Origin of the sequence: Bosea sp. OAE506, from assembly GCF_040546595.1 — a bacterium.
Classification (GTDB): domain Bacteria; phylum Pseudomonadota; class Alphaproteobacteria; order Rhizobiales; family Beijerinckiaceae; genus Allobosea.
The window spans coordinates 2,037,854-2,063,335 of record NZ_JBEPOB010000001.1; the positions used below are offsets into that span (position 1 = coordinate 2,037,854).

The window sequence follows — 25,482 nt, forward strand, 5'->3', positions numbered from 1 at the left end:
CGGGTCGTGCCGTCCCCGCCGCCGCGCCCAGGCGTAATAGGGCGAGAAGACGCTGCCGACGAAGGCGATGATGCTGAGCCCGTAGCGGCCGTCGTCACTCAGCGCGTCGACATACCACCAGGCATAGCCGCCGGACGGGACCGGGATGTCGAAGCGAGGTCCGCGACGAGGCTCTGCACCGCCAGCTGGCCCGACAACGCCACCATCGGGACGCCCGGCCCCGGATGGACGCTGCCGCCCGTCCAGTAGAGCCCCGGCAGGCGGCTGCGCGAGCCCGGCCTCTCGAAGCTCGCCATCGCGCCATGCGTCGAGCGGCCATAGAGACCGCCCCCCGTCCCGGGAAACAACGCCTCCCAATCCGCCGGCTGGGTCGCCAGCGTCGCATCCGGCTGGGGCGAGACCGCCAGCCCGCATTGCGCCAGCCGCGCGAGGCTCCTGTGCAGGCATGTCTCGATCTCCTCTGGCGGGAAGCGGGAACGGTCGCCGCTCGGTGGGGCATTGACCAGGACGAGCAGGCGCTCGGGGCCGTGCGGTGCATGGCCGGACTCGTCGCGATCCTGCGCGCAGACATAGACGGTCGGCTCGGACGGCAGCCGCTCCTGGCGGAAGATTGCGTCGAATTCGGCGGCGTAGTCGTTCGAGAAGAAGACGTTGTGCCGCTGCAGCGGGAAGCCGGAGGTGCGCGCGACCATGGCGAAGGTGACCGCCGAGAGCGAGCGCTGCGTCGGCCGCGTCGGCGGCGCGTGGCGGCTGGCGTCGGGGCCGAAGCGGCCGATGGCGATGGCGTTCACGTCCGCATTGCTGACGATCGCGTCGGCACGCAGGACCTCACCTCCGGCGAGGCGCACGCCGGCGGCGCGGCCGCCCTCGACCAGGATCTCGCTGACGGCCTCGCCATAGCGCAGCGTTGCGCCTTTCGCTTCGGCGAGCGCGGCCAGGGTTTGTGCGAGCCGGTGCATCCCGCCCTCGACCAGCCAAACGCCCTCCTGCTCGACATGGGCGACCAGCATCAGCGTCGCCGGCGCCGCAAAGGGGGAGGAGCCGCAATAGGTGGCGTAGCGGCCGAAGAGCTGCCGCAGGCGCTGGTCCTGAAAGCTGTTTCCGAGCGCGTCCCAGAGTGTGCCGAAGGGGCTCGCGCCCCAGAGCTGGCGCAGGCCAGCCAGCCCCGCATGCTGCACCAGCCCGAGCAGGCTCGGCCGCTCGCGCGCCATGAAACTGTCCTTCAGCGCATCGTGCAGGCCGCGCGCCTGGTCGCAGAAGGCGAGGTAGTTGCGCCCCTCCGCGGGGCCGGCGAAGGCGGAGATCGCATCGGCCGAGGCCGCGCGGTCGGCAAAGAGGTCGAGCCGCTCGCCTTCGCTCCAGGCGTGGCGGGCGAGGATGGAAGCCGGGGTCAGGGCCAGATGATCGTCGAGGCACGCGCCGGCTTCCGCGAAGACGCGGTCGAAGACCCAGCGCATCGTCATCACGGTCGGGCCGGCATCGAGCCTGCGCCCGCCGACGGCGACCTCGCGCATCTTGCCGCCGGGGCCAGCCGCCTGATCGACCACGGTGACGTCAAAGCCGCGGGCAGCGAGCAGCAGGGCCGAGACCAGCCCGCCGATTCCGGCGCCGATGACGACGATGCGTCGCGTGTTCACTCGCCCTCCGCGTCCCCGTTGACTTCATCGCGAAACTGTCCACTCTTATTGACACATAGAATGTCAGTTTGAAAGAACGCTCATTCGGAGGGTCGCATGGATACCGGGACACGGATCGAACAGACCCTCGAGGCGGCGCTGGCCGCGGGTCACCGTCAGAACTGCCCCCCGCTGCTGGCTCAGGCGATGCGCCATGCCGTGTTTCCCGGCGGGGCGCGCATCCGGCCGCGGCTGACGCTGGCCGTGGCGCGGGCCTGCGAAGATGCCGACCCTGCCATGGCCAGTGCGGCGGCGGCGGCGATCGAGTTCCTGCACTGCGCCTCGCTGGTCCATGACGACCTGCCCTGTTTCGACGATGCCGATATGCGGCGCGGGAAGCCCTCGCTGCACAAGGCCTATGGCGAGCCGCTGGCGGTTCTGGCCGGCGATGCGCTGATCGTGCTGGCCTTCGAGACATTGGCCGAGGCGCCGGCGCGGCGGCCGCAGAGCCTCGGCACATTGCTGCGGGTCGTCGGCGGCGCTGTCGGCAGCCGTGGCGGGATCGTGGCCGGGCAGGCCTGGGAATCGGAGGCCGCGATCGACTGCGCGCTCTATCACCAGGCCAAGACCGGGGCGCTGTTTGCAGGCGCGACGATGGCCGGTGCTGCGGCCGCGGGCGTCGCGCATCAGGACTGGCGCTGGCTCGGCGAAAAGCTCGGCGAGGCCTTCCAGGTCGCCGACGATATCCGCGACGTGGCGGCGACACCGCAGGAATTGGGCAAGCCTTGCGGGCAGGATGCCGCGCATCTGCGCCCGAACTATGCGCTGGCTCATGGCCTCGGCCCGGCGATCGCGCATCTCGATGCGCTGGTGCTGGAGGCGATCGCCGCCATCCCCGCCTGCCCGGGCCGGCAGGATCTCGGCACGCTGATCGGCCTCACGGCCAAGAGCTTCCTGCCCGAGAGCCTGCAGCGCCGCGCGGCCTGACCATGCGCCCGGCCTCGGTCCCAGCCGCCGGGCCTGTCGCGGAACCGGCCCAGCCGGTCTCGCTGGCCGACCGGCTGGCGGGATGGCGCAACCGCCTGGTGGCGAGCCCGCGCTTCCAGCGCTTCGCCGCCTCCTTTCCCCTCACCAAGCCGATCGCGCAGCGACAGTCGCAGGCGCTGTTCGATCTCTGCGCCGGCTTCGTCTACGCGCAGGTGCTGCAGGCCTGCATCCAGCTCGACCTGTTCCGCATCCTCGACGAGGCGCCCCGTAGCGCCGCCGAGCTGGCGCCCCGGCTCTCGCTGACGGAGGCCGCGACCGAGCGGCTGCTGGGCGCGGCGGCTGCGCTCGATCTGGTCGAGCGGCGCAGCGGAGGACGTTATGGCCTCGCCATGCTGGGGGCCGCGCTGCTCGGCAATCCTGGCGTGGGCGCCATGATCGCCCATCACCGCCTGCTCTATGACGATCTCGCCGATCCGCTGGCTCTACTGCGGGGCGAGAGCCGGCCCACCGCGCTGTCGGGTTACTGGGCCTATGCAACGGCCGACCAACCGGCGGCGGCGCCGCCCGCAGAGGTCGCGGCCTATAGCGCGCTGATGGCGCAGTCCCAGCATTTCGTCGCCGACGACATCCTGGCGGCCTACGATTTCTCGCAGCATCGCCGGATCCTCGATGTCGGCGGCGGGGAGGGGGCCTTCCTCTGCCGCGTCGCCGCCCAGGCCGCGGCACCGGCGCTGATGCTGTTCGACCTGCCGGCCGTTGCCGAGCGAGCGCGGCTGCGCTTCGCGGCGGAGGGTCTTTCGCTGCGCGCCGAAGTCGCGGGAGGCGACATGCACCGCGACTCGCTGCCGGGAGGCGCCGACCTCGCGACGCTGGTTCGGGTTCTTCACGATCATGACGACGCGGCGGTGCGCGCGCTTCTGAAGCGGGTGCGCGCCGCGCTCGCGCCCGGAGGCACGCTGCTGATCGCGGAGCCGATGGCTGGCTCGCCCGTGACCCGGCGCATGGCCGAGGCCTATTTCGCCTTCTATTTGCTCGCCATGGGCAGCGGCCGTGCCCGCAGCCCCGAGGAACTGACGGTTTTCCTCCAGGAGGCCGGCTTCACCGACATCCGCACACTGCGCACGCGGCGGCCGCTGCTGACCGGCGGCATGACCGCCCGCGCTGCCTGACAACTCATGTGTAATTTAAGATTGACACATGACTGTGTTCCGATAGCTTGACACTCAGGCGACGGAGCGCGGCCAGAGCGGCTGGCTCCCCGACCCCGAAAGTTGTCCCCGATGCATGCGCTGGCAGTCCTCGTCGAAAGGCCCGAGCATCTGGTTCTCAGCCAACTGGAACTCGTTGCGCCTGCCGATGGCGACGTCGTCGTCGCGACGGCCTGGAGCGGCATTTCGACCGGCACCGAACGCCTGCTCTGGTCGGGCCGGATGCCGCCCTTCCCGGGCATGGGCTATCCGCTGGTGCCGGGTTACGAATCGGTCGGCCGGGTCATCCAGGCGGGCCAGTCCTCTGGACGCAGCGTCGGCGAGCTCGTCTTCGTGCCCGGCTCCCGCGGCTTCAAGGAAGCGCGCGGCCTGTTCGGCGGTGCCTCCTCTCATCTCGTCGTAGCCGGCGCCAAGGCCGTGCCGATCCCCGAGACGCTCGGTCCGTCCGGCGTGCTGCTGGCGCTTGCGGCCACGGCCCAGCATGCGCTGGCCGGTGGCGCGCTTCCCGAGCTGATCATCGGCCATGGCGTGCTCGGACGGCTGCTCGCCCGGCTCGTTCTCGCCCATGGCGGCCAGCCGGTCGTCTGGGAAAGCAACCCGCTGCGGACCACGCAGGCGCAAGGCTACACGGTCGTCTCCGCCGAGGCGGACGCCCGCAAGGACTATCGCGTGATCTGCGACGTCAGCGGCGACGCCTCGCTGCTGGACACGCTGATCGCAAGTCTGGCGCCCCAGGGCGAGATCGTGCTCGCGGGCTTCTACGACCAGCCGATCGCCTTTTCCTTCCCGCCCGCCTTCATGCGCGAGGCGCGGCTGCGCGTCGCCGCCGAATGGCGCCAGACCGACCTCGACATCGTCATGACGCTGATTGCCGACGGACGGCTCTCGCTGGACGGGCTCATCACCCACAGCGCCCCGGCGAATGACGCGCCGGCCGCCTATCGCACCGCTTTCAGCGATCCGTCCTGCCTCAAGATGATCCTGGACTGGAGTGCCTGCTCGTGAACATCCAGATCCGAAATCCCGTTCCCTCGCCCGCCGCCGCCATGGCCGCCCGCCTGCGCGACGAGGCCGCCCAGCCCCAGGACGCGGTCGTCACGACCGCCCCGACCAAGGAAACGCAGATCATCGCGATCTACGGCAAGGGCGGCATCGGCAAGTCCTTCACGCTCGCCAATCTCAGCTACATGATGGCCCAGCAGGGCAAGAAGGTCCTGCTGATCGGCTGCGATCCGAAATCCGACACCACCTCGCTGCTCTTCGGCGGCAAGGCCTGCCCGACCATCATCGAGACCTCCTCGCGCAAGAAGGCGGCGGGCGAGGACGTCAAGATCGGCGATGTCTGCTTCAAGCGGGACGGCGTCTACGCGATGGAGCTCGGCGGACCTGAGGTCGGCCGCGGCTGCGGCGGGCGCGGCATCATCCACGGCTTCGAGCTCCTGGAGAAGCTGGGCTTCCACGATTGGGGCTTCGATTTCGTCCTGCTCGACTTCCTCGGCGACGTGGTCTGCGGCGGCTTCGGCCTGCCGATCGCCCGCGACATGTGCCAGAAGGTCATCGTCGTCGGCTCCAACGACCTGCAGAGCCTCTACGTCGCCAACAATGTCTGCTCGGCGGTGGAGTATTTCCGCAAGCTCGGCGGCAATGTCGGCGTCGCCGGCATGGTCATCAACAAGGATGACGGCACCGGCGAGGCGCAGGCCTTCTGCGACAAGGTCGGGATTCCGGTTCTCGCCGCCATTCCCGCCAATGACGACATCCGCAAGAAGAGCGCCAATTACGAGATCATCGGACGGCCCGGCGATGTCTGGGCGCCGCTGTTCGAGGAGCTGGGACTGAACGTCTCCGAGGCGCCGCCGGTGCGGCCGACGCCGCTGACGCAGGACGCGCTGCTCTCCCTGTTCTCGAGCGAAAGCACCGGTCGCGACGTCGTGCTGGTGCCCGCCACGCTGGAAGACATGTGCGGCCCCTCCGCCCTCAAGAAGGCGACCCTCGAAGTCGTCTACGACCAGGTCTGAGGCGCATCATGACCGTGCACCAGCCTCTTCCCGATGCCGCCACCGCCCCCGCGATCAACGCGGCGGCGACGAAAGGCGACGGGCTGGGCTGCCACTCCGGCAAGGAGGCGATGCGCAGCGCAGCGACCGCGGCCGGCAATGCCGAGATGCTGGAGCGCTTTGCCAAGGATTATCCTGTCGGGCCCCATGACAAGCCGCAGAGCATGTGCCCGGCCTTCGGCTCCTTGCGGGTGGGCTTGCGCATGCGGCGCACTGCGACGGTGCTGTCGGGCTCGGCCTGCTGCGTCTACGGGCTGACCTTCACCTCGCATTTCTACGGCGCGCGGCGCTCGGTCGGCTATGTGCCGTTCAATTCCGAGACGCTGGTCACCGGCAAGCTGTTCGAGGACATCCGCGAGGCGGTGTTCCAACTCGCCGACCCCGCGCTCTACGACACGATCGTCGTCACCAATCTCTGCGTCCCGTCGGCGTCGGGCGTGCCGCTGCGACTGCTGCCCAAGGAGATCAACGGCGTCCGCATCATCGGCATCGACGTGCCGGGCTTCGGCGTGCCGACCCATGCCGAGGCGAAGGACGTGCTGGCAGGCGCCATGCTGTCCTACGCCCGCAAGGAGGCCGAGGCCGGCCCGGTCCAGGCGCCGCGCGCCGGCCGCGAGGAGCGTCCGACGGTCACCCTGCTCGGCGAGATGTTTCCGGCCGACCCCGTCGGCATCGGCATGATGCTGGAGCCTCTGGGTCTGGCGGCCGGCCCGGTCGTGCCGACGCGGGAGTGGCGCGAGCTCTATGCCGCGCTCGACTGCGCGGTCGTCGCGGCGATCCACCCTTTCTACACGGCTTCCATCCGCGAGTTCGAAGCGGCCGGTCGCAGCATCGTCGGCTCCGGCCCGGTCGGCGTCGAGGGCACGGTCGCCTGGCTTTCGGCGATCGGCGCGGCCTGCGGCGTCGCCAAGCCCCTGGTCGAGGCCGCGCAGAACCGGCTGGTCCCGGCGATCCGCGGCGCGCTTTCCGCGATGCCGATCACTGGCCGGATCACGCTGTCGGGCTATGAGGGTTCGGAGCTTCTGGTCGCGCGGCTGCTCGTCGAGAGCGGCGCCGACCTGCGCTATGTCGGCACCGCCTGCCCGCGCACGCCCTGGTCGGAGCCCGACCGGGAATGGCTGGCGGCACGCGGCGTGATGGTCAATTTCCGCGCCACGCTCGAGCAGGATCTCGCGGCGATGGCCGAGTTCCAGCCCGATCTCGCGATCGGCACCACGCCGGTGGTGCAGAAGGCCAAGCAGCTCGGCATTCCCGCGCTCTACTTCACCAACCTGATCTCGGCGCGGCCACTCTTCGGGCCCGCCGGCGCGGGTTCGCTCGCCCAGGTCGTCAATGCCGCCATCGGCAACAAGGGCCGCATGGACGCGATGAAGGCCTTCTTCGCCGGCGTCGGCGAGGGCGACACCGCCGGCACCTGGCAGGACACGCCGCAACTGCATCCCGATTTCCGCGAGAAGTTCGCCCGCCGCGCCGCCAAGGCGAAGGCGGCGGCCGAGGAGATTCCGTGATGCTGATCCAGGATCACGATCGGGCCGGGGGCTATTGGGGGGCGGTCTACGTCTTCTGCGCCATCAAGGGCCTGCAGGTCGTCATCGACGGCCCGGTCGGCTGCGAGAACCTGCCGGTCACATCGGTGCTGCACTACACCGATGCGCTGCCGCCGCATGAGCTGCCGATCGTCGTCACCGGCCTCGCCGAGGAGGAACTCGGTCAGCACGGCACCGAGGGCGCGATGAAGCGTGCCAATGCGGTGCTCGATCCGCATCTGCCGAGCGTGGTCGTCACCGGGTCGATCGCCGAGATGATCGGCGGCGGCGTGACGCCGGAAGGCACCAACATCCAGCGCTTCCTGCCCCGCACGATCGACGAGGACCAGTGGCAATGCGCCGACCGCGCGCTGTTCTGGCTCTGGGGCGAATATGGCGCCAAGCGTGGCATCGTCCCCAAGGCGAAGCCGCGCAAGGAGGGCGCTAAGCCCAAGGTCAACATCATCGGCCCGGCCTATGGCATGTTCAACATGCCCTCCGACCTCGCCGAGGTGCGCCGCCTGATCGAGGGCATCGGCGCGGAGGTCCACATGACCTTCCCGCTCGGCTCGCATCTGTCGCAGGTGCAGCGGCTGGCCGATGCCGAGGTCAATGTCTGCCTCTATCGCGAATATGGCCGCCTGCTCTGCGAGGCGCTCGAGCGGCCCTATCTGCAGGCGCCGATCGGGCTGCATTCGACGACCGCCTTCCTGCGCTCGCTGGGTGAGCTGCTCGGGCTCGATCCGGAGCCCTTCATCGAGCGCGAGAAGCACACCACGATCAAGCCGCTCTGGGATCTCTGGCGCTCGGTGACGCAGGATTTCTTCGGTACAGCCTCTTTCGCCATCGTCGCCAACGAGACCTATGCGCGCGGCATCCGCCATTTCCTCGAGACGGAAATGGGCCTGCCCTGCACCTTCTCGGCGTCGCGCTGCGCGGGCAAGAAATCCGACAACGACGCCGTCCGCGCCTCGCTCAAGGAGAAGCCGCCGCTGGTGCTGTTCGGCTCCTTCAACGAGCGCATGTACATGGCCGAGGCCGGCGGGCGCGGGATCTACATCCCCGCCTCCTTCCCCGGCGCCGTGATCCGCCGGCACACCGGCACGCCCTTCATGGGCTATGCGGGCGCGACCTACCTGGTCCAGGAGGTCTGCAACGCACTGTTCGACGCGCTCTTCCACATCCTGCCGCTGGGCACGCAGATGGACGCCGTCGAGGCGACGCCTGCGCGCCTGCATCGCGAATTGCCCTGGTCGGAAGAGGCCAAGGCTCTGCTCGAGGACTGCCTGGAGCGGCAGCCGGTGCTGGTGCGGATTTCCGCCGCCAAGCGCCTGCGCGATGCCGCCGAGGCCCGCGCCCGGCAGGCCGGCGCCGCCCGGGTCCAGGCCGACCATGTCGATCGTGTCGCCAGCCGCGAAGGAGCCTTCGCATGAGCGCACCGAGCCAGCTTCGGCGGCAAGACCGCCGCACCAGAACCGTTCCCGAGGGGAGGAGATTCGCATGACCATGCAGTTCACCGCGCGCCATTCGGAGCAGGACCATCTCCGCCGGGTGAAGTCGCTGGCCTCCGACCGGCGCATGTGCCGGCGGCTGACCGCCCTCTCGATGCCCTTCTTCCTCGCGGCGGCGCTGGTGCAGAGGCTCGTCAGCCCTGCCCCCGCCGGCCCGCGGATCTCGCTCGTCGCCCAGGCTCGCGCCCAGGCCAACGCCACCATTCCCTTCATGTTCATGGGCTGAAGCCGGGACGCGAGGGGGCAAGCGCTTTCGCCCGGTTCGGGCGGGAGGAACTGCCGGGGGTCAAAGCCCGGCAGCCAGCCGCACGGCTTCGTGCGGTAACGGCCGCAAGGCCAAAGGAGAGAAGATCATGACAGAGAGAGACTCACTGTCAGGGTTGACCGAAGCGGAAGCCAAGGAATTCCACGGCTTCTTCATCACGAGCTTCATCGCTTTCACGGTCATCGCCGTGATCGCGCATTTCCTGGTCTGGTCATGGCGGCCCTGGCTGCCCGGACCCAACGGATATGCGTCCCTCGATGAAGGCGTGAAGACGGCCCTGACCACCGCCGTTTCGCTGATCTCATAAGGAAGGAGCGGAACCATGTGGAAAATCTGGCTGCTGTTCGATCCGCGTCGCACGCTGATCGCGCTGTTCACCTTCCTCTTCGGGCTCGCCATCCTGATCCATTTCATCCTGCTCTCGACGAACAGGTTCAACTGGATCGAGGGGCCGAAGAAAGCCGCCGCCGTGCTGCAGATCGAGGCTCCGACCTCGGATGTGACGATCTCGCGGATCGGCTGACGACACTGGCGGACGGGGTGCAGGGTTCGTCCCGGTCCCGTCTGCCGCTCCGACCGGCTCGCGCCGGGACCAAACCGTTCAGACGAGGCGCGGCCATGCATGCCGGCGCCCGCGGAGGGATGCGACGATGGCTCTGCTCAATTTCGAACGCAAATACCGCGTCAGAGGCGGCACGCTGATCGGAGGCGATCTCTTCGACTTCTGGGTCGGCCCCTTTTATGTCGGCTTCTTCGGTGTCGCGACCGTGTTCTTCGCGGCGCTGGGCACGGCCCTGGTGTTCTACGGCGCGGCGATCGGGCCGACCTGGAACCCCTGGCTGATCTCGATCAACCCGCCCCAGCCCGAATACGGTCTGCGCTTCGCGCCGCTGAAGGAAGGCGGGCTCTGGCAGATTATCACGATCTGCGCGACCGGCTCCTTCGTCTCCTGGGCGCTGCGCGAGGTCGAGATCTGCCGCAAGCTCGGCATGGGCTATCACGTACCCGTGGCCTTCGGCTTCGCGATCCTCGCCTATGTGACGCTGGTGATCGTGCGGCCCTTCCTGCTCGGATCCTGGGCCTATGGCTTTCCCTACGGCATCTTCAGCCATCTCGAATGGGTGTCGAATGTCGGCTACCAGTATCTCCAGTTCCACTACAACCCGGCGCATATGATCGCCGTGTCGTTCTTCTTCACCAGCGCGCTGGCGCTCTCGCTGCATGGCGGCCTGATCCTGTCGGCCACGAACCCGAAGCGCGGCGAGCCGGTGAAGACGCCGGAGCACGAGAACAGCTTCTTCCGCGACACGATCGGCTATTCGATCGGCACGCTCGGCGTTCACCGGCTCGGCCTCTTCCTGGCGGTCTCGGCCTCCTTCTGGAGCGCGGTCTGCATCGTGATCAGCGGGCCCTACTGGAGCGAGGGCTGGGCCGAGTGGTGGGACCTGTCGCGCCACTTCTCGATCTGGCGCTGAGCCCGCTCTCCCGCGACGCGCGGCCACGCCGCGCGCCGCCACCCACCTCATCCCGGTTCTCCAAGGATCAAGGCGATGGCAACCTACCAGAACATCTTCACCCGGGTTCAGATCCATGGCGCGCCGGATCTGGGCGTCCCGATCCCCGGTCGCGGCACGCGGCGCGGCTCGGCGACCCGCGTCGTCCACCTCTTCGGCATGATCGGCGACGCGCAGGTCGGCCCCATCTATCTCGGCTGGACCGGCGTCACCTCGATCGTCTGCGGCATCATCGCCTTCGAGATCATCGGCCTCAACATGCTGGCCTCGGTGAACTGGGACCCGATCCGGTTCGTGCGCGAGCTGTTCTGGCTCCAGCTCGCGGCGCCGCTGCCGCAACATGGGCTCAAGATCCTGCCGCCGCTGAAGGAGGGCGGCTGGTGGCTGCTTGCCGGCTTCTTCCTGACGACCTCCATCCTGCTCTGGTGGGTCCGAACCTATAACCGGGCGCGGGCGCTCGGGATGGGAACGCATGTGGCCTGGGCCTTCGCCTCGGCGATCTGGCTCTACCTCGTGCTCGGCTTCATCCGGCCGTTGCTGATGGGGAGCTGGAGCGAGGCGGTGCCCTTCGGCATCTTCCCGCATCTCGACTGGACGCAGAATTTCTCGCTGCGCTACGGCAACCTCTTCTACAACCCGTTCCACGCGCTCTCGATCGCCTTCCTCTACGGCTCGGCGCTGCTCTTCGCGATGCATGGCGCGACCATCCTGGCGGTCTCGCGCTATGGCGGCGATCGCGAGATCGAGCAGATCGTCGACCGCGGCACGGCCTCGGAGCGCGCCGCCCTGTTCTGGCGCTGGACGATGGGCTTCAACGCGACGATGGAGTCGATCCATCGCTGGGCCTGGTGGTTCGCGGTGCTGTGCACGCTGACCGGCGGCATCGGCATCCTGCTCACGGGCACCGCCGTCGACAACTGGTACGAGTGGGCGATCAAGCACCGGTTCGCGCCGAGCGACCCGACGATGTGGCCGGCGACGCCGGTCCCTCCCGCGCGGCCCTGAGCCAGCCGCATCATCCTCGACCGCGACCGAGCGGACGATCCCTGGGGAGGCCGGCAACGGCCTCCCTTTTTCGTGGCGAGCGGTCAGACCCTGGCCCGACGGTCGCCCAGGACTTTCCACCAGAGCATCCCCACGGTCAGCGCCAGCAAGGCCAGATAGGCGAGATGGCGGCCGAGCTCAGGGCCGAAGCCATGGCGGGTCGAGAGCAACCAGATGTCGAAGAGCGGCAGAGGCAGCGCCAGCGTCAGCAGCGCGACGAGGCCGACGAGCTGTCGGGCGACGATGAGTGCGATCGCGACCAGCGCCAACAGGACGGTGCGTGAGCCGTAGACCTGGACGAAGAGCGTCTCGCTGTCGCTGACCATCGGCATGCCGAACGAGGCCGACGCAGCGGAGGGCAGCATGATCAAGCGCAGGCCAGCGACCAGGAAGGCGAGGGCGGCGATGAGGGCGATCCAGATCGCCGGCGATCGCCAGTAATGCAGCTGGTGAGGTGATGCGGCAACGGAAGGGCTGGAGGTCATGAGAATGCTCCCGAAAGCTGTCGAAGACGCGGCGCGGGCTCGACAAGACGGGTTCTGGATAAGATAACGATCGCTATCTGTCAATTTAAAGATAGCGATCGTTATTGTTGGAGGTTTCATGCGGATGCGTCCGGACCAGAAGCAGGCTGCGCGCGCAGCGCTCGTCGCGGCGGCGGCAAAGCGGTTTCGGCGGGAGGGGATGACCGGGATCGGGATCGATGGACTCGCCAGGGAGGCCGGCCAAACCTCGGGCGCGGTCTATGCGCATTTCGGCTCGAAGGCCGAACTGTTTGCTGCCGTGGTCGAGGAGGGAATGCTCCGCCTGCTGGCCAGCGCGGAGGCTGAACGCGCCGCTGGCGGCGATTCCATCAGCTTCGCGCAGCGCTATCTGTCGATGCAGCACCGCGACGCCGTCGAGCAGGGCTGCCTGCTACCGGCGCTGAGCGCGGACATTGCGCGTGCCGATACGGCGACGCGCGAAATCTACGCGCAGGGGATGGATCAGGTCGCGGCGATGCTGGCGCCGCCGGAGGAGCGCGAAAGCGCGCTCGCGATCCTGGCTCTGTGCGCCGGCGGCATCCTGCTGGCGCGTGCCGTGGCTGACCCGGCACTGGCAGAGGCGATCTTGAGCGCCTGCCGTTCCCGCGCCACGGCCTGAACCGTCTCAGGCTGCGCGGCGCAGCCCGACCTGGCCCCAGATCGCCCCGAGGGCGCCGACCAGCGCCTCGATGTCGGCGTCGGAATGAAGCGGCGAGGGTGTTATCCGCAGCCGCTCCGTGCCGCGCGGAACGGTCGGATAGTTGATCGGCTGGACATAGATGTCGAAGCGCTCGAGCAGCTCGTCGCTGATGCGCTTGCACAGCACGGGATCGCCGACCATCACCGGCACGATGTGGCTGGGGTTCGGCATGTGCGGGATGCCGGCGGCATCCAGCCGCGCCCGGACGGCCGCGACGCGGTCGCGCTGGCCGGCGCGCTCGGACTGGCTCGTCTTGAGGTGACGGACCGAGGCCAGGGCGCCTGCTGCCAGGGCCGGCGGCAGCGAGGTCGAGAAGATGAAGCCCGAGGCGAAGCTGCGGATGAAGTCGCAGGTGGCGGCGCTGGCCGCGATGTAGCCGCCCATGATGCCGAAGCCCTTGGCGAGCGTGCCCTCGATCACGTCGAGGCGGTGGCTGATGCCCTCGCGCTCGCTGACGCCGCCGCCGCGCGGGCCGTAGAGCCCGACCGCATGGACCTCGTCGATATAGGTCATCGCGCCGAACTCTTCGGCCAGGTCGCAGAATTCCGCGATCGGCGCGATGTCGCCATCCATCGAATAGACGGATTCGAAGGCGAGCAGCTTCGGCCGGCGCGGATCGATGGCCTGCAGCTTTCGGCGCAGATCGTCGGGGTCGTTATGGGCGAAGACGACCTTGTCGGCGCGCGAATGGCGGATGCCCTCGATCATCGAGGCGTGGTTCAGCGCATCGGTGACGACGACGCAATCCGGGATCCGGGAGGCCAGGGTCGAGAGCGAGGCCCAGTTCGACATGTAGCCCGAGTTGAACAGCAGCGCGGCTTCCTTGCCGTGGAGATCGGCGAGCTCGCGCTCGAGCAGCACATGGTAGTGATTGGTGCCGCTGATGTTGCGCGTGCCGCCGGCGCCGGCGCCGCAGCCATCGATCGCGCCATGCATGGCCGCGATCACGTCGGGGTTCTGGCCCATGCCGAGATAGTCGTTGGAGCACCAGACCGTGACGTCGCGCGGCCCGTCCGTGCCATGGAAGGTGGCGCGGGGAAACTGGCCGGCCTTGCGCTCCAGATCGGCGAAGACGCGGTAGCGGCCTTCCTTGTGGAGCCCGTCGAGTTCCTTGCGGAAGAACATCTCGTAGTCCATCGGCGGCCTCCTGGGAGCGCGCTGTCGCGCTATGCGACGAGGGTTGGCGGGGGAACGGCGCGCGGGGTCGCGAGGCCGGTGGTGGAGGGAACGGGCAGGGACGGCCGGGTCGCGGGCGCTGCGGGCTCGGAGCCGGCTTCATCGCGCGAGCGCAGGCCCCAGGCCCAGAGCTCGGCGATCGGCAGGGGCAGCACCAGGAACCAGTGCTCCAGGAGCCCGAGGACGGCGAAGGTCGCGAGAAGGACGAAGCCCGTGACGGCGAAGGGGTCGCTCGCGCGCACCACGCTGTGGACGAGCCACGCGCTCATCAGCGTCGCGGCGGTGACCGAGAGCGGGAACAGCAGGTTCATCGCGCGGTGGCGGAAATAGCTCTTCAGATAGGCGAGGTGGTCGGGAAGGAACTCGACCGTCGTGTTGGGCACGCCGAGGAAGATGTTGAGCTTGGTCGAGAGCCGCATGGCGAACAGCAGCGCGAAGGTGGCCAGGCCGAACCGGTTGGCCCCGTCGGCCGTGAGCAGCGCAACCAGCGCCAGCGAGGCGAGCAGCGCCAACTCATGATGCAGGATCGCCCGCGTCGCCGCTGCAAAGCGGGGCCAGCCGCGCAAGGTCGGGTCGCAGGGTTCCCGGGTCGAGCCGGCGACATAGCCGAGCAGGAAGGCCAATTCGTTCCAGCCCCAGACGACGAGGGCGCAGAACACGGCGAGATAGGCGCCGGCGACGCTGGTGTCGCTGGCGGTGACGTCCAGGCCCCAGAGGGCTGCGAGCAAGGCGAGCGTGCCGCCCGCCATGCTCCAGCGGAAGGTCGCCTTCGGCAGCCCGTCGAGATAGAGGATCGCCCCGGTGGAGAACCACCAGGCGATCAGTGTCGCGACGATCGGCAGGCCGATGGTGACCAAGGCGCGGCTCCCTCAGTAGGCCGGCTGGAGGCGGCTGGTGCGCGGGATCTCGTTCTTGATCGTCGGCAGCAGGTAGAGCTTCAGCAGCGCGTAGCCGACCTGGGCCTGATAGGCGCGCATCCGGATCTGCGCGGCCAGTCCACCCTGCTCGGAGGCCTCGGCGATCTTGCCGGCGAGGATGCGGACCCGCTCGAGCCCGGCGCGGAACTTCGGGTTCTGCGTGTCGAGCACGACCGGGAAGACCTGGCGGGAGATCTCGGAGGTGATGCGGTAGACCTCGAAATCATACTCTGTCGGGTCGATGTCGAGCGCCTTGTGGAACTCCGGCCGGACATGGTCGCGCACATACATCGTCGCGTAGACGGCGAGCAGGAAGAACCGCACCCAGAGCTTGTTGCCGCCGGTCAGCAGATGCGGGTTGGCCCGCATCAGCAGCGAGAAGGCCTCGCCATGGCGGAACTCGTCGTTGCACCACTCCCGGAACCACCGGAAGATCGGGTGGAAGCACTTGTCGGGATGGCGCTCGAGGTGCCGGAAGATGGTGATGTAGCGCGCATAGCCGATCTTCTCGGAGAGATAGGTCGCGTAGAAGATGAATTTCGGCTTGAAGAAGGTGTATTTCTTGGCCTTCGTCAGGAAGCCGAGATCGACGCCGATGCTGAACTCCTTGAGCGCGTCGTTGATGAAGCCGGCATGGCGGGCCTCGTCGCGGCTCATGTATTTGAACAGCTCGCAGATGTCGGGGTTGGTGCCGCGCTTGCGCATCTCGGCATAGAGGACGCAGCCGGAGAACTCGGCCGTCAGCGACGACACCAGGAAGTCGATGAACTCCTTGCGCAGCGGCTCGGGGATCTTCTCCAGTTCCAGCTTCCAGTCGGCGTTGCGGGTGAAATGCCCCTTGTTGGGGTCGCTCTTCATCTCGGCGATCAGCACGTCCCACTCGGCGCGGACGGGCGTGACATCGATCTTGTCGAGCTCGTCGAAATCGGTGGTATAGAAGCGCGGCGTCAGCATGGTGTCCTGCTGGGCCATGCGGGTGGCTTCATTGGGGGCCGCGCGCATGGCGCCGGCCGAAAGGGTTGCAGCGGTCATAGCTTGGTCCTTTCCGAGAAGCTGAATTCCAGCAGCTCCATGAATTCGGCGCGGCCGGAGATCTTGGTCCAGAGCTGCTCCAGCCAGCCGGCGCGCTTGACGGTGGCCATGCGGCGGAAGGTCTGCACCTCGCCATAGGGCACCTTGATCGGCTCGCCATGGACGATGACCTCGTCGCCGGGGCGAATGCGCACGTCGCCGTCCAGCGTGACATGGGCGTGCAGGCTCTCGAAGGTGTGCGACACCTCGATGGTGCAGCCGACGTCGAACTGCTTCGGCTCGGCCATGGTTCTTTCCGTCAAAGTGAAGTCGGTCATAAGCGGTTCTCCCGAGAGGACAGGAAGCGCGCGAAGGTGGCGGCATTGCCGGGGCCGAAGGCGTCGAGCTCGATTCGGCCGCCGGTGGCGGGATCGCTCAGGCTCAGGCGGCCATTCTCGCGGCGCTCCAGGAGAAAGGGCAAGTCCCGCGGCAGGCCGGCCTGTTTGCGCTGGCGCGCGAGGCTGCGCATCGTGCCGCGGATGAAGCCGTCGGCGCCGATGGCGATCGTCTCGATCACCCGGCCGGAGCCGTCACGGACCAGGACAGAGCCGTCCTCGCGGTCCTCGAAGCGCAGATCGGCCCGCGCGACGGTCGGGCTGTCGGGGATGCCGGTGGCGCCGATGCCGGTCTGGCGCGCGAGGCCGGCGATGGCGATCGTCGCGACGACCAGCAGGGCCATGCCGACCAGCGTCCAGCGCGGGGGCGACAGGCTGGCGGCAGGTTGAGGGGGAAGGGCGGTGTCGCTCATCGCCGCCTCCTCAGCTCGCGGCGGCCATGCCCTGCGGCAGCCGCGCATCGTTGGCGGCGGTCGCGGGCTGGGGCAGGGAAACCGCGCTCCCGGCATGGGCGGCGAGCGCACGGGCGAGGATGGCGGCGGCGCGCTCGGCCTCGGGCAGTTCGCGCAGCATGGGCTCCGGGCGGCCTAGCCGCCAGGGCCGGGCGTGGGGCCAGAGCACGATGTAGGAGACGCGCTCGCCCGGCAGGAGGCTGACCGGGATGTCGCCGCTGCCGCCGCGGCGCAGCTTCAGGCCCGCCTGGGCAACCAGTGAGAAGGGCAGGTTGATCGTCATCGGCAGGGCGATGCCGAAGCGCAGCACGAGGCGCCGGCTGGTGATGGTGTAGACGGTGCCGCGGCCCGCCAGATAGGCGAGGCCGGCGAGGAGGCCCGCCGCGACGCTGCCCGCCAGGGCGAGCCAGGTCATCGGCAGCAGCGTGGCGGTGAGCGGCGTGCCCTGCACCAGCGCTAGCACCGGCTGGGCGGCGACGAGGGCGCCGAAATAGCAGGCGACCTCGCGCAGATGGAAGGCGCGCCAGGCGAGGCCGCGCCAGTCGGGGCTGCCCTGCCAGAGGATCGTCTCGCCCTCCGGCGGCAGGGCGGGCAGGCCGGGGATCGGCTCGAAGGCGAAGTCGTCCTGGCTCATAGCAGCGGCTCCGCGCGGTGAGGCGTCGCATAGAGGGTGCCGGCACCGTAATAGGCGCAGATCTTCTCTTCCTCGAGCCGCGTGACGGAGTCGGGCTTGCGAAGGGCCGGCACGTCGGCGAACTGGCTGGCCAGCAGCGCTTCGACCTTGATGCGCCCGATGCCGGGTTTCACGCCGCGCTTGATGTCGGAGAAGGTCACCGGCAGCAGAACGTTGCGCCCGCTCGGGAGCGCGACCTCGAAGTAGCGCAGCAGCGCCTCCGAGCGGTCGACCCAGAGATCGACGACCTTGCCGGCCACGTTCATGTCCGCGCCGATGACGTCATAGCCACGCGGATCCTCCTCGGCCGAGACCGCGTAGCCGGTGGCGACGCGCACGGGCAGGATCTTGATGTGGTTGTCGTAGCTCATCTCAGGAGCGTCGACCCGCTCGGCCCAGGAGCCGGGGCCGATCGAATCCAGCATCGGGTTGGCGCCGGTGGGGGCCAGCGGGGCGCCAGGGAATTTCGCGGTCGGCCGCGCCGCCAGGACCCGCCCGTCGGGCCGGCCGTTGGGCGCCTGGACGGAGGTGCCGTTGGAAAGGCGGAAGGTCTTGGGCGCCGGGAAGAAGACAAGGCTCGGCGGCAGGAACTTGCCGGGATGGGTGTCAGATTCGAGCGGATAGCCCTCGCGCCGGTCTTCGCGGCGCAGATAGACCACGAGCCCTGCGAAGAACAGCCAGAACAACCAGATCGTGACCTGGGCGACGTCGATATATCCCATGATCTCACGCATCAGAGAGCCCTCCTTGCAGGGTCTTCGGTCGGGTCGCGGTCATCCTGGAAACTCCGCCAGGCCGAACCGTGTCGGGGGAAGAGGCCGCGCGACGGCAGCGCTTCGCACCAGCGGGCCGATGGCGACCAGCGTGGCGAAGAGCAGCGCGACCTCGATGTGGTAGACGGCATTATAGGCAGCGGCCGGATCGGACAGGCCCGGCCCGAGCGCGCCGCTGCTCGCGAGCGCGGCGAAACCGTCCCGGATCGCACCGCCCAGCGCGATGGCTATTCCCGCGGCGGTGGCCTGGGCGGCTCCCCAGATGCCGACGGCGAGACCGGTCTGCGGGCCGTCGTCGAGCTCCATGGCGATCGTCAGCGTGCTGACCGAGAACAGGCCGCCGCCGAAGCCGATCAGCACCGTTCCGAAGCGAAACAGGCCTGGTGTCTCGATGGTGCCCGCGAAAATCACGCAGGGAAAGGCGACCAGGCCGAAGACGAGGCCCAGTGCGGCGAGACGGTAGGGATCGACGCCCGCATTCAGGGCGCGCGCGGCCAGGGCGAAGGCGGCCAGCGAGCCCAGAGCGAGCAGCGCGGTCAGCATCGTCGTGCCGCTGACGCTGAGCTTCAGCACCTGGGCGCCATAGGGCTCGAGGATAACGTCCTGCATGTTGAAGGCCGCGGTCCCGAGCGCCACGGCGACGAGGAAGCGCGTCGCTCCCGGCCGGGCGACGAAGCTGCGCAGGATGGTGGCGAAGGCGGGGCGTTCGCGATCGGCGCGGGTCAGGGCCGGGTTGCGGGCCTCCTGCTTCCACAGCGCGATGACGTTCAGCGCCATCGTGACGACGGCGGCACCCTGGACGACCTGGATCAGGCGCAGGGGCGAGAAATCCGCCAGCAGCCAGGCGAAGACCAGCCCGCTCGCGACCATGCCGAGCAGCAGGGTGACATAGAGCAGCGCGACCACGCGGGCGCGGGTCGCGGGCGTGGCGAGATCGGTGGCGAGCGCGAGCCCCGCCGTCTGCGTCGTGTGAAGGCCGGCACCGACCAGCAGGAAGGCGAGCGCCGCCCCGATCTGCCCGTAGAGCACCGGGCCGACGCCGTCGCCGGAGAGAACCAGCAGCGCGAAGGGCATGATTGCGAGCCCGCCGAACTGCAGCAGGGAACCGAACCAGATATAGGGCACCCGCCGCCAGCCCAGCACCGAGCGATGCATGTCGGAGCGGTGGCCGATCAGCGCGCGCAACGGCGCGAACAGGAAGGGCAGGCAGACCATCGCCGCCACCAGCGTCGCGGAGACGTTGAGCTCGACGATCATGACCCGGTTGAGGGTGCCGACCAGAAGCACGGTGGCCATGCCGACCGCGATCTGGAAGAGCGAGAGCCGCAGGATCCGGCCCAGCGGCAGTTCCGGCGAGGCCGCATCGGCAAAGGGCAGCCAGCGCGGACCGATCCGCGTCAGACCCTTCACGAAGGCGGCCGAAACCGGGTTCATCGGGCGACGAGCTCCAGGGCCTGAGATTTGTAGAAGGCGCTGGAGACCCGCTCGCTGCGGCCGATCCGCCACGGCGCGAGGCTGCGCTCGCCGGCGATGGCCCGAGCGAGGCTGTCCGAGCTGACGGGCTCGATCGCAGGCGCACGGTCCGCCCGCGGGAAGGCGAGGCCGGCCCAGTGCATCAGCGTCAGCGCCGGCGTGCGCGGCGCATGGGTGACGAGCATCGAGCCGGCCGTGCGTTCGGCCAGGCGCGAGAGCGCGCCGACGATGTCGGCGGCCTTGTAGTGGATCAGGGAATCCATCGCGACGACATGGTCGAAGCGGCCCAGCGCCGGGTCGAGCATGTCGCCGGTGCGGAAGCTGATCGAACCGCCGCAGAGCTTGCGCGGGCTGCGGTCCTGCGCCAGCGCGACCAGCGTCGGCGACAGATCGATGGCGGTGACATGGGCGCCGCGCAGGGCGCATTCGACGGCCAGCGCCCCGGTGCCGCAGCCGGCGTCGAGGATGCGGGCGCCGCGAATGTCATGGGGCAGCCAGGCCAGCAGCTTGTTGCGCATGGCGTCGCGGCCGGCGCGCACCGTGGCCCGGATGCCGCTGACGGGCGCGTCGGTAGTCAGCCGCGCCCAGGCATCGACCGCGGTGCGGTCGAAATAGGTCTGCAACTCGCCGCGACGCTGGATGTAGTTGGCGTCCGCCATCACTCGTACCCCAGGAAATCGAAGATCTCGCGATCCTTCATCGGGCGGGCGTCGAGCGCCGGCCCGCCGGCCCAGAGCTGCTCGGCGAGGTTCATGTATTCGCGCTGGACGGCGACGACCTCGGGCGCGTCGCCCATCTCGAACAGCGTCGCCTTCTTCAGCCGCGAGCGGCGGATGGCGTCGAGATCGGGGAAATGGGCGAGGCGCTTCAGGCCAGTGGCGGCGTTGAAGCGGTCGATCTCGTCGGTGCCGGCGGAGCGGTTGGCGATGACACCGCCGACGCGGACCTCGTAGTTCTTCGACTTCGCCTTGATGGCGGCGACGATGCGGTTCATCGCGAAGATCGAGTCGAAGTCGTTGGCGGTGACGATGACCGCCCGCTCGGCATGCTGGAGGGGCGCCGCGAACCCGCCGCAGACGACGTCGCCGAGCACGTCGAAGATCACCACGTCGGTGTCCTCGAGCAGGTGGTGCTCCTTGAGCAGCTTCACCGTCTGGCCGACGACATAGCCGCCGCAGCCGGTGCCGGCCGGCGGCCCGCCGGCCTCGATGCACATGACGCCGTTGTAGCCCTCGAAGCAGAAATCCTCGACGCGCAGCTCTTCAGAATGGAAGTTTACCGTCTCGAGCACGTCGATGACCGTCGGCATCAGCTTTTTGGTCAGGGTGAAGGTGGAATCGTGCTTGGGGTCGCAGCCGATCTGCAGCACGCGCTTGCCCATTTTCGAGAAGGCGACGGACAGGTTGGAGGAGGTCGTCGACTTGCCGATGCCGCCCTTGCCGTAGACGGCGAAGACCTTGGCGCTCTCGCAGGCCATGAGCTGGTCCATCTGGACCTGGACCGAGCCCTCGCCGTCCTCGCCCGGAGGCGGCGGTGTCTTGGCGCGGTAGTCGGCCTTGAGGCCGGGATGCTGGAACAGGACGGTCATGCCCGGGCCTCGCTCGAATGCTCGCCGCGCCGATCGCGGGCCTGACGGTCCGCGTGGCTCGGCCGGTGGCCGGAAGCCTGCTCCGCCCCGCGCGGGGCGTCGGGGGCGATGGCGCCGTCGCCCATCAGGGCGCGGCGCCGGTCGATCATGACCATCGCCAGCAGAGTGGGGACGAAATCAGCGGCCGAAATGGGCTTTGGCATCGTAGAGTGTCTCCACCGTGATCGGGCTGATCCCGCGCTCGCCTGCAAATTTTTCGGTGTTGCGCCGCGCCTTGCCGCGCACGAAAAACGGGATCTTCTTCAGTTCAAGCTCGGCATCGGGCGCCCAGCTGAGGACGATCGGCCTCTCGGCGACCAGCACCGGGGCCTCCATCGCGGCGACGACCGGGGCGCGCTCGACGGCGTCGGTAACCGGGGCCGGGCGACCGGCCGCGTGCTTCGTGCCATGCCCGAGATGCGAGGAGCCGGCGCCGTCGTTGAACTCGAAATCGTCGCGGAACATGCCGAGCAGGTGTTCCTCGAGGCCCATCATCAGCGGATGGACCCAGGAGTCGAAGATGACGTTGGCGCCCTCGAAGCCCATCTGCGGCGAGTAGCGCGCCGGGAAATCCTGGACATGGACCGGGGCCGAAATCACCGCGCAGGGGATGCCGAGGCGCTTGGCGATGTGGCGTTCCATCTGCGTGCCGAGCACGAGCTCCGGCTGCAGCTCGGCGCAGGCCGCCTCGACCTCGAGATAATCGTCGGTGATCAGGGCCTCGAGCCCGAGCCGGGCGGCGGCCTCGCGGACATCGCGGGCCTGCTCGTGGGAATAGGTACCGAGGCCGACGACCTTGAAGCCCAGCTCCTCGCTGGCGATTCGGGCGGCGGCGATCGCATGCGTCGCGTCTCCGAAGACGAAGACACGCTTGCCGGTCAGATAGGTCGAATCGACCGAGCGTGAATACCAGGGCAGGCGCGAGGCCGCATCGGCCAGGACCGGGGCGGGGTCGACACCGGCGAGACGGGCCACCTCGGTGACGAAGTCGCGCGTGGCCCCGACGCCGATCGGCACCGTGGCGACGGTCGGCTGGCCGAAGGCGCGCTTGAGCCATTGCGCGGCCTGGCCGGCGATCTCGGGATAGAGCACGACGTTGAAGTCGGCGTCGCCGAGCCGGGCGATGTCGGCGGCACTCGCCTGCCAGGGCGCGGTGACGTTGACCACGACACCGAGGCGCGAGAGCAGATCGGTGACCGCGCGGACGTCATCGCGGTGGCGGAAGCCCAGCGCCGTCGGCCCGAGGATGTTGCAGCGGGCGGGCTCGCCGGGCTTGCGGGCAGGGCGGGCGGTTCCCGGTGCGGGCATGTGCGGGCCGGCGAGGCCCCGCACCAGCCGGTAGAAGGTCTCGGCCGCGCCCCAGTTCTCTTTGCGCTGATAGGAGGGCAATTCGAGCGGGATCACCGGGATCGGTAGGCCCAGCGCGCGCGCCAGACCGGCCGGATCGTCCTGGATCAGCTCGCCGGTGCAGGAGGCGCCGACCAGCATCGCCGCCGGCTTGAAGCGCTCATAGGCGTCATGGGCGGCGCGCTGGAACAGGTCGGCGGTGTCGCCGCCGAGATCGCGTGCCTGGAAGGTGGTGTAGGTCACGGGCGGGCGTTCACCGCGCCGCTCGATCATGGTGAAGAGCAGGTCGGCATAGGTGTCGCCCTGGGGGGCGTGCAGGACGTAGTGCACGTCGGTCATCGCGGTCGCGATCCGCATCGCGCCGACATGCGGGGGGCCTTCATAGGTCCAGACGGTGAGCTGCATCGCTACACCTCCAGCGCCGCGCGCCGGTTCAGCGGCCGCGCGAACAGCTCGGCGAGATCGCCGGCCTGCTCGAAGCCCTGAATCGGGGTGAAGACGAGCTCGATCGCCCATTTGGTCGTCAGGCCCCGCGCCTCCAGCGGGTTGGCGAGGCCGAGCCCGCAGACGGTGATGTCGGGCGCCGCTGCCAGGCAGCGGTCGAGCTGGCGGTCGACGTCCTGGCCCTCGCTGAGCTGGACGCCGGCCGGCAGCAGCGCCAGATCGGCGGCGAGATGCTCCTTGTGCAGATAGGGCGTGCCGACCTCGACCAGCTCCATCTCCAGTTCGCGGGACAGGAAGCGCGCGATCGGGATCTCAAGCTGGCTGTCGGGGAAGAAGAAGATGCGCCGGCCGCGCAAGGCCCGGCGCGAATGCTGCAGCGCCTTGCTGGCCCGTTCGCGCGGGGCGGCGATGGCGGCCTCGAAGACGGAATCCGCGACGCCGAAGGCGTCGGCGGCGGCGCGCAGCCAGGCAGTGGTGCCCTCGGCCCCAAGCGGGAAGGGCGCCGGCAGCCGCGTCGCGCCGCGGTTTTCCAGCGCGCGGGCCGTCTCGCCCAGGAAGGGCTGGACGAGGAGGTAGCGGGTGTTCGCACCGACCGCAGGCATCTCGCCGGCCCGGCGTGCGGGGAGGAAGGCGAGGCGGGTGATGCCCATCGCGGCGAAGAGGCGGCGGAACTGGTCCTCGACTGCATCCGCCAGCACGCCGACGACGAGCAGCGAGGCCTGCGCGCCTGCGGGCTCTTCCGGCAGGATGGGGACAAGTGCCGTCAGGCAGGCATCCTCGCCCTGGGTGAAGGTCGTCTCGATGCCGCTGCCTGAATAGTTGAGCACCCGGACCTGCGGTGCGAAGCGCTGGCCGAGCCGCAGCGCGGCCCGCGACAGATCGAGCTTGATGACCTCGGAGGGGCAGGAGCCGACGAGGAAGAGCATCCGGATCTCGGGGCGCCGGGCGAGCAGACGCTCGACCACGGCGTCGAGCTCGGCATTGGCGTCGGCGAGGCCGGCGAGGTCCTTCTCCTCGATGATCGCCGTGGCGAAGCGCGGCTCGGCGAAGATCATCACGCCGGCGGCCGACTGCATCAGATGGGCGCAGGTCCGCGAGCCGACGATCAGGAAGAAGGCGTCCTGGATCTTGCGGTGCAGCCACATGATCCCGGTCAGGCCGCAGAAGACCTCGCGCTGGCCGCGCTCGCGCAGGATCGGCGGGGCGTCGCAGCCCGAGGCGGGAACCGGCGTGGCGAGCAGGGGCGCGTTCATGACGCAAGCTCCAGCCGGTCGTCCAGCGCGCCGGGGGCGGCCGCCGCCTGAAGGCGGGCCGCGCGCAGCTTCAGCAGGAACTGCGCGGCGTTGACGACATAGGTGGCGTAGGCGGCGAGCGCGATCAGCATCTGCTCCACCGGCGTCAGCCAGCCGCCGAGCAGGGCGACGAGATAGGTGGTGTGCAGGGCGATGACGACGAAGCTGACCGCGTCTTCCCAGAAGAAGGCGGGGGCGAAGAGATAGACGCCGAAGACATCGCGCTCCCACAAAGCCCCGGTGATCATGATGGTGTAGAGCACCAGCGTCTTGGCGATGATCGAGACGCTCGCCGCGTCCTGCCCGGCGCCGGTCGCGAGATAGCGCAGCACCAGCGCGAGACTGCACAGGAAGACGAGGAACTGCAGAGGCGCGAGCACGCCCTGGACCAGTGTCCAGCGGGACGCGTCGCGGCGCCGGCGCTGCTCCGGCGTGTAGAGCGTCTTGGCGCTGCTTTCCCTGGCCCCTGCCGGCATCGGACGTCTCCGGTCCGCTGCGCCGCTGGCGGATCGCCGCGGCGTCGATATGGGGAGATTGGCGCCCCATCGCACAAGTGTCAACTCATCATGACACTTTGCTGCAATGCAATGTCAAAATAAGTGGACAGACGCGGCGAGCCAACCTAGGGTGACATCGCCGCATCGTGAGTGGCGCCGCGCGCCCCCCAAGGGCCGCCCTCCGCCTCTGGGTCAGGAGGGGCCGATCAGCTTGGTTTTGCTGGTCCTTTTGTTGTTTTCGCAACAGTTTTTGCCGTGGAATAACGGCATTGCTCTTGGGCGAATACAGATTTGATCCATAATCATTTCATGATTGCGGATGGGGCAAGGTCGTGCTTCACTCTTTGACATAGGTCAAAGGAACTGCCTTCCAGACCGTGGGACGCCTCGGCGGCCACTACGTAACAGGACCGACAGAGTTCCTGGCTGGATCGGACGGTTGCCTGAGGGAGG

Annotated in this window: 28 protein-coding genes; 12 read left to right on the top strand and 16 right to left on the bottom strand. The window is 68.9% G+C overall.

The window, feature by feature from the left end; genetic code table 11:
* Positions 1 to 98: 98 nt before the first annotated feature.
* Positions 99 to 1,637 carry a 1-hydroxycarotenoid 3,4-desaturase CrtD gene (gene crtD / locus ABIE41_RS09870; RefSeq protein ID WP_192643817.1) on the bottom strand — a complete coding sequence of 513 codons (1,539 nt, stop codon included), beginning with the start codon at positions 1,635 to 1,637 and terminating at the stop codon, positions 99 to 101.
* Between the two features lie 96 nt (positions 1,638 to 1,733).
* Between crtD and ABIE41_RS09875 the strand changes: the two genes are divergently transcribed.
* From ABIE41_RS09875 to pufM, 11 genes are all read left to right on the top strand, one after another.
* Complete coding sequence (locus ABIE41_RS09875; RefSeq protein ID WP_192643816.1) at positions 1,734 to 2,603, top strand: polyprenyl synthetase family protein; 870 nt, start codon at positions 1,734 to 1,736, stop codon at positions 2,601 to 2,603.
* A gap of 2 nt (positions 2,604 to 2,605) precedes the next feature.
* Entirely contained in the window at positions 2,606 to 3,772 is a 1,167-nt protein-coding gene (locus ABIE41_RS09880; RefSeq protein WP_192643815.1) for a methyltransferase, read from the top strand.
* A gap of 111 nt (positions 3,773 to 3,883) precedes the next feature.
* Entirely contained in the window at positions 3,884 to 4,816 is a 933-nt protein-coding gene (gene bchC / locus ABIE41_RS09885) for a chlorophyll synthesis pathway protein BchC (protein ID WP_192644302.1), read from the top strand.
* 41 nt (positions 4,817 to 4,857) lie between these two features.
* A complete protein-coding gene (locus tag ABIE41_RS09890; protein ID WP_192644301.1) occupies positions 4,858 to 5,829 on the top strand; it encodes a chlorophyllide a reductase iron protein subunit X in 972 nt (323 codons plus the stop codon).
* An 8-nt stretch (positions 5,830 to 5,837) separates the two neighbouring features.
* Positions 5,838 to 7,376, top strand: a complete 1,539-nt coding sequence (gene bchY / locus ABIE41_RS09895) for a chlorophyllide a reductase subunit Y (protein ID WP_192643814.1) — start codon at positions 5,838 to 5,840, stop codon at positions 7,374 to 7,376.
* A complete protein-coding gene (gene bchZ, locus ABIE41_RS09900) occupies positions 7,376 to 8,827 on the top strand; it encodes a chlorophyllide a reductase subunit Z (protein ID WP_192643813.1) in 1,452 nt (483 codons plus the stop codon). Before bchY ends, bchZ begins: the two co-directional genes overlap by 1 nt.
* Positions 8,828 to 8,894: 67 nt before the next feature.
* Positions 8,895 to 9,131, top strand: coding sequence for a hypothetical protein (locus ABIE41_RS09905; protein ID WP_192644343.1), 237 nt, complete (start codon positions 8,895 to 8,897; stop codon positions 9,129 to 9,131).
* Positions 9,132 to 9,258: 127 nt separating this feature from the next.
* The gene (gene pufB / locus ABIE41_RS09910) at positions 9,259 to 9,477 is read left to right on the top strand and encodes a light-harvesting antenna LH1, beta subunit (protein ID WP_066726453.1); all 219 of its coding nucleotides are present in this window, start codon (positions 9,259 to 9,261) and stop codon (positions 9,475 to 9,477) included.
* A 15-nt stretch (positions 9,478 to 9,492) separates the two neighbouring features.
* Positions 9,493 to 9,693, top strand: coding sequence for a light-harvesting antenna LH1, alpha subunit (gene pufA, locus ABIE41_RS09915; RefSeq protein WP_192643812.1), 201 nt, complete (start codon positions 9,493 to 9,495; stop codon positions 9,691 to 9,693).
* 127 nt (positions 9,694 to 9,820) lie between these two features.
* The gene (gene pufL / locus ABIE41_RS09920; protein WP_192643811.1) at positions 9,821 to 10,645 is read left to right on the top strand and encodes a photosynthetic reaction center subunit L; all 825 of its coding nucleotides are present in this window, start codon (positions 9,821 to 9,823) and stop codon (positions 10,643 to 10,645) included.
* Positions 10,646 to 10,720: 75 nt separating this feature from the next.
* Positions 10,721 to 11,689, top strand: a complete 969-nt coding sequence (gene pufM, locus ABIE41_RS09925; RefSeq protein ID WP_192643810.1) for a photosynthetic reaction center subunit M — start codon at positions 10,721 to 10,723, stop codon at positions 11,687 to 11,689.
* 83 nt (positions 11,690 to 11,772) lie between these two features.
* On the opposite strand, the gene ABIE41_RS09930 is transcribed toward pufM, so the two are convergent.
* On the bottom strand, positions 11,773 to 12,213 hold the full coding sequence (locus ABIE41_RS09930) for a DUF4267 domain-containing protein (protein ID WP_192643809.1): 441 nt from the start codon (positions 12,211 to 12,213) through the stop codon (positions 11,773 to 11,775).
* A 118-nt stretch (positions 12,214 to 12,331) separates the two neighbouring features.
* Between ABIE41_RS09930 and ABIE41_RS09935 the strand changes: the two genes are divergently transcribed.
* Positions 12,332 to 12,871: a TetR/AcrR family transcriptional regulator gene (locus ABIE41_RS09935; protein ID WP_192643808.1), complete on the top strand. Its 540-nt coding sequence runs from the start codon at positions 12,332 to 12,334 to the stop codon at positions 12,869 to 12,871.
* 6 nt (positions 12,872 to 12,877) lie between these two features.
* Here ABIE41_RS09935 and hemA read toward each other — a convergent pair whose 3' ends face one another.
* From hemA to bchF, 14 genes are all read right to left on the bottom strand, one after another.
* Positions 12,878 to 14,089: a 5-aminolevulinate synthase gene (hemA, locus tag ABIE41_RS09940; RefSeq protein ID WP_192643807.1), complete on the bottom strand. Its 1,212-nt coding sequence runs from the start codon at positions 14,087 to 14,089 to the stop codon at positions 12,878 to 12,880.
* 29 nt (positions 14,090 to 14,118) lie between these two features.
* Positions 14,119 to 14,985 (bottom strand): putative photosynthetic complex assembly protein PuhE, encoded by an 867-nt coding sequence (puhE, locus tag ABIE41_RS09945; RefSeq protein WP_192643806.1) that lies wholly within the window; start codon positions 14,983 to 14,985, stop codon positions 14,119 to 14,121.
* Positions 14,986 to 14,997: 12 nt separating this feature from the next.
* The gene (acsF, locus tag ABIE41_RS09950) at positions 14,998 to 16,077 is read right to left on the bottom strand and encodes a magnesium-protoporphyrin IX monomethyl ester (oxidative) cyclase (RefSeq protein ID WP_192643805.1); all 1,080 of its coding nucleotides are present in this window, start codon (positions 16,075 to 16,077) and stop codon (positions 14,998 to 15,000) included.
* Positions 16,074 to 16,364, bottom strand: coding sequence for a hypothetical protein (locus ABIE41_RS09955; RefSeq protein ID WP_192643804.1), 291 nt, complete (start codon positions 16,362 to 16,364; stop codon positions 16,074 to 16,076). Before ABIE41_RS09955 ends, acsF begins: the two co-directional genes overlap by 4 nt.
* Positions 16,365 to 16,390: 26 nt before the next feature.
* Positions 16,391 to 16,864 carry a photosynthetic complex assembly protein PuhC gene (puhC, locus tag ABIE41_RS09960; protein ID WP_192643803.1) on the bottom strand — a complete coding sequence of 158 codons (474 nt, stop codon included), beginning with the start codon at positions 16,862 to 16,864 and terminating at the stop codon, positions 16,391 to 16,393.
* A gap of 10 nt (positions 16,865 to 16,874) precedes the next feature.
* On the bottom strand, positions 16,875 to 17,537 hold the full coding sequence (puhB, locus tag ABIE41_RS09965) for a photosynthetic complex putative assembly protein PuhB (protein WP_192643802.1): 663 nt from the start codon (positions 17,535 to 17,537) through the stop codon (positions 16,875 to 16,877).
* Positions 17,534 to 18,310 carry a photosynthetic reaction center subunit H gene (gene puhA / locus ABIE41_RS09970; RefSeq protein WP_210321018.1) on the bottom strand — a complete coding sequence of 259 codons (777 nt, stop codon included), beginning with the start codon at positions 18,308 to 18,310 and terminating at the stop codon, positions 17,534 to 17,536. The genes puhB and puhA overlap by 4 nt, the downstream gene beginning before the upstream one ends.
* A gap of 39 nt (positions 18,311 to 18,349) precedes the next feature.
* On the bottom strand, positions 18,350 to 19,783 hold the full coding sequence (locus ABIE41_RS09975) for a BCD family MFS transporter (protein WP_192643801.1): 1,434 nt from the start codon (positions 19,781 to 19,783) through the stop codon (positions 18,350 to 18,352).
* Positions 19,780 to 20,481, bottom strand: coding sequence for a magnesium protoporphyrin IX methyltransferase (bchM, locus tag ABIE41_RS09980; RefSeq protein ID WP_192643800.1), 702 nt, complete (start codon positions 20,479 to 20,481; stop codon positions 19,780 to 19,782). Before bchM ends, ABIE41_RS09975 begins: the two co-directional genes overlap by 4 nt.
* On the bottom strand, positions 20,481 to 21,311 hold the full coding sequence (gene bchL, locus ABIE41_RS09985; protein WP_210321031.1) for a ferredoxin:protochlorophyllide reductase (ATP-dependent) iron-sulfur ATP-binding protein: 831 nt from the start codon (positions 21,309 to 21,311) through the stop codon (positions 20,481 to 20,483). The genes bchM and bchL overlap by 1 nt, the downstream gene beginning before the upstream one ends.
* Before the next feature lie 95 nt (positions 21,312 to 21,406).
* A complete protein-coding gene (locus ABIE41_RS09990) occupies positions 21,407 to 21,613 on the bottom strand; it encodes a hypothetical protein (RefSeq protein ID WP_192643798.1) in 207 nt (68 codons plus the stop codon).
* Positions 21,588 to 23,201 carry a ferredoxin:protochlorophyllide reductase (ATP-dependent) subunit B gene (gene bchB, locus ABIE41_RS09995; protein ID WP_192643797.1) on the bottom strand — a complete coding sequence of 538 codons (1,614 nt, stop codon included), beginning with the start codon at positions 23,199 to 23,201 and terminating at the stop codon, positions 21,588 to 21,590. Before bchB ends, ABIE41_RS09990 begins: the two co-directional genes overlap by 26 nt.
* A gap of 2 nt (positions 23,202 to 23,203) precedes the next feature.
* Entirely contained in the window at positions 23,204 to 24,493 is a 1,290-nt protein-coding gene (locus tag ABIE41_RS10000; protein ID WP_192643796.1) for a ferredoxin:protochlorophyllide reductase (ATP-dependent) subunit N, read from the bottom strand.
* Positions 24,490 to 25,008 carry a 2-vinyl bacteriochlorophyllide hydratase gene (gene bchF / locus ABIE41_RS10005; protein ID WP_192643795.1) on the bottom strand — a complete coding sequence of 173 codons (519 nt, stop codon included), beginning with the start codon at positions 25,006 to 25,008 and terminating at the stop codon, positions 24,490 to 24,492. Before bchF ends, ABIE41_RS10000 begins: the two co-directional genes overlap by 4 nt.
* Positions 25,009 to 25,482: the final 474 nt, after the last annotated feature.